This window comes from Bacillus sp. cl95 (assembly GCF_900115925.1).
Taxonomy (GTDB): domain Bacteria; phylum Bacillota; class Bacilli; order Bacillales; family Cytobacillaceae; genus Neobacillus_A.
The window spans coordinates 1-3,021 of sequence record NZ_FOYF01000018.1 but is presented as its reverse complement, the minus strand read 5'-3'; the positions used below and the strand labels follow the sequence as shown (position 1 = coordinate 3,021).

Sequence of the window (3,021 nt, the reverse complement as noted above, 5' to 3'; positions counted from 1 at the left end):
CTCAGCGCCGATGGTAGTTGGGGGCTCTCCCCCTGTGAGAGTAGGACGCCGCCGGGCAATTTGAAAGAACAGCCATTGTGCTGTTCTTTTTTTGTATACGAAAAAGAAATTATTAGTGGGGAAATTTTATAGATAGGAAAGATCATAGTGTGATTAGACTCGACATTTATGGGAAATAAAGAATTTACTCAATTAAAGGGAGCTATCCGAGAAGGGATTGCTTCTTTTTTGTTGAAGTAGATTAGGTAACGATTTTATTGTGAATACGAACTATAAAGGGGCAATATATCCTTATATGAACACCGATAGTAGATTACCAGAGCAGCATTAACGATCCAACTTTCCCTACTATTGACTACTTTTTATAAAGCATGTTACATAAGTATTTTTGGAAGGTAGGTGAAATACATGATTGCTCAAGGTGTTATATATCAGAATGGAAAAGTATTAATGGTTAAACAATACGTTAAACGCGGTGCGGTTGTATGGAATTTCCCTGGTGGAGGGATAGAAAAAGGGGAAACACCAGAAGTAGCTTGTGTAAGGGAATTAAAAGAAGAGACAGGCTATTCTGTAAGGATAAGAAAACTGCTTTGTTATGAATTGGATAAGTTTACTTTCTTGGCTGAAATTACGGATGGCAAAATGTTAATAGATCGGAATATTAAGGATAATGAGGACATTATTGAAGTTAGATGGGTATCAATAGATGATAAAGAAATATGGGATAATGTTACGCTACCTATTATAGATTTATATAAACAGTATCTTATTGAATCGTAGGGTGCCTACTGAGAGATCTTTTTTAATTAGGCTCTGTTTAAGGAAGTAATAGAATTCTTTAATAGAAGTTGATTAAATAGATGCACGAGTCCAAAGTTATTTTGAGGATTTAGAATCAAAATGCAAAGGAATCCAAAATGTAGATAATACAGAAAAAGAAGTAAAGTGGGCATATAAGTGTGGGAGCTATTACTACAAAATCTAACTAGCACTGATAATCATAAAAGATCACGTGCAGCACAATTTCTTGCTCATTTACGTTATTTATGAAGTTAACAGCTTATTTTGAGCAAGCATCTAATTTTTCTAAAATGCAAATCATCTTACGAGTGATATTACTTCTTACCTTGTGTACTGATGTTTTCATCAGGATACTAAAAATAGATACAACTGCTTTCCAACTTATAGTGGATGCTGTTTTGGGATTATGTTTAATTGGATTGTTTTTTGAAGTGTGGCTTAAGAGAAGCCAATAGGATTGCAATAAATGATTCAGGTAGTTTTTAAAGGGTGACTTAATACAAGGGGAAAATATTGAAAAGGAATGATTTATATAGAACTTGATTTCCTCGAACTACTTGCCATCTTTACGGTATTTTACATAATTAGATTCTTTGTTGATTCTAATTATAAGAACAAAGGTATGAAAAAGATTGTCTTTGATGTAATTGTTACTTCTATTTTAGCTTTTGTATTGAAATGGATAATAGGCTTCTACTATACCTAACTCGGGAAAGCTTTGGAAAGCTCTTTGTTTACTGATGTTGAATGGATATATGGGTGCTTTCTTAATTAATATTGAATTTGTTTAGAAGGGTGTAGAATGTTATTCAGATTAGGGGTCTATTTTAATGAGCATGATATTATATCTTTTGATCACGATAATTGTGTTAATTGGATGCTATGGAATATCCAAAAATTATATTCAAATTGAATCTAAAACTGATGTGCCTTTATTTATGGATGACCACCCATAGAGCACAGCATCCAATACCTAACCAAATGCCAAAGAGAGTAAAGACTAATAAATTATAGATGAGAAGATAATAACCTTTTCAGTGAAGAATAATTATAAAATAGATTCAGAGAAATGAGGGTTGGGTTATGAAAGAAAATACAGAAAAAAGATTAAATGTTCCAGTTGGTTCTAAAAGTGCAATTACTTTTGGATCTGCTCTAGCTATAACAATATCTTGGAGTATTCATAAATCAGTTCTCTGGGCTATAATTCACGGGTTCTGTAGTTGGTTATACGTCCTTTATTATGTTTTTACTAGGTAAGACTTTTAGTTGAATTACATAAGAATTAAGGAAAAGAGAGCAAGGTATAGAAGGAGAATTTATAACAATATTCTTGTTTAAATAACTTATAGATAGTTTTAAATGCGAAGTGATAGTGGAGGATTAGTGTTGAGTGCAATAGTTATTGAATTCATTCTAAAATGGATAACTTATATTAGCATTTCCATTTTAATCTTGTTAGTTTTCTTAGGTATTTTAGATTTTATTTTTTTGTTATTAGATAAGCAGTTTCCACCAAAGAGATTTAGAAATTTCTATAAAAGAAAAATCAAGAAGGTTAATGGAAATAAGAAAATTATGAAAAGAAAGAATATAACATAGTAATCTATTCTTTCTACTTAAGATGTATATGTTTCTCGCCCCTTCTAGTTCAATCAACGCCTTCTAGGATAGTATCGATTTCAAATAATCATATTGATCCGATGCGAAGGGTTAATATGATTAAATATCGCTTAACAACTAAATGTATGGTGGAAAAATATTACCTATATTTTCTTAATTCATTTTCCGTTTTTTCATGAAGTGGACTCTATGATGTTGCCTGAATTCTTTTAAGGGAATAAGTATCCCTTCTTATCAGCAATCAGCTCCTTTAAGGTCTAGATGGAGTAAAGATAAGATTTTAGATTACTAAACTATCCAGAGGAATTAAGGTAAAACTTGAGTTAAATTAGTATTTTGGAATAATAATTGATGAGGCTTTAGTGGATTATAGATTAGAAAAAACTTAGTTATTAGATTTAATTCTAGAAAAGGGTTGACCAATAATGATAAGGATGTTATTATTCTAAAGCAGTCGTTAATAACGAGTTAACAACTTATAAAAGTTTAAAAGATTGTTGACATACGGATTGCTAAATGTTATATTAATAAAGTCGCTTCTCAGCGATGGACAAATTGTTCCTTGAAAACTAAACAAACAAAAATGTCAACAAA

General features: G+C 31.1%; 3 protein-coding genes. All 3 read left to right on the top strand.

Annotated features, from left to right (window positions below; genetic code table 11):
- Window positions 1-408 precede the first annotated feature (408 nt).
- The 3 genes from BMZ31_RS19955 (at window position 409) to BMZ31_RS20520 (ending at window position 1,510) form a co-directional block, all read left to right on the top strand.
- A complete protein-coding gene (locus tag BMZ31_RS19955) occupies window positions 409-783 on the top strand; it encodes an NUDIX hydrolase (protein ID WP_090833668.1) in 375 nt (124 codons plus the stop codon).
- A 266-nt stretch (window positions 784-1,049) separates the two neighbouring features.
- Window positions 1,050-1,259, top strand: coding sequence for a DUF1516 family protein (locus BMZ31_RS21085; RefSeq protein ID WP_139205990.1), 210 nt, complete (start codon window positions 1,050-1,052; stop codon window positions 1,257-1,259).
- 68 nt (window positions 1,260-1,327) lie between these two features.
- Window positions 1,328-1,510, top strand: a complete 183-nt coding sequence (locus tag BMZ31_RS20520) for a hypothetical protein (RefSeq protein ID WP_090833667.1) — start codon at window positions 1,328-1,330, stop codon at window positions 1,508-1,510.
- Window positions 1,511-3,021: the final 1,511 nt, after the last annotated feature.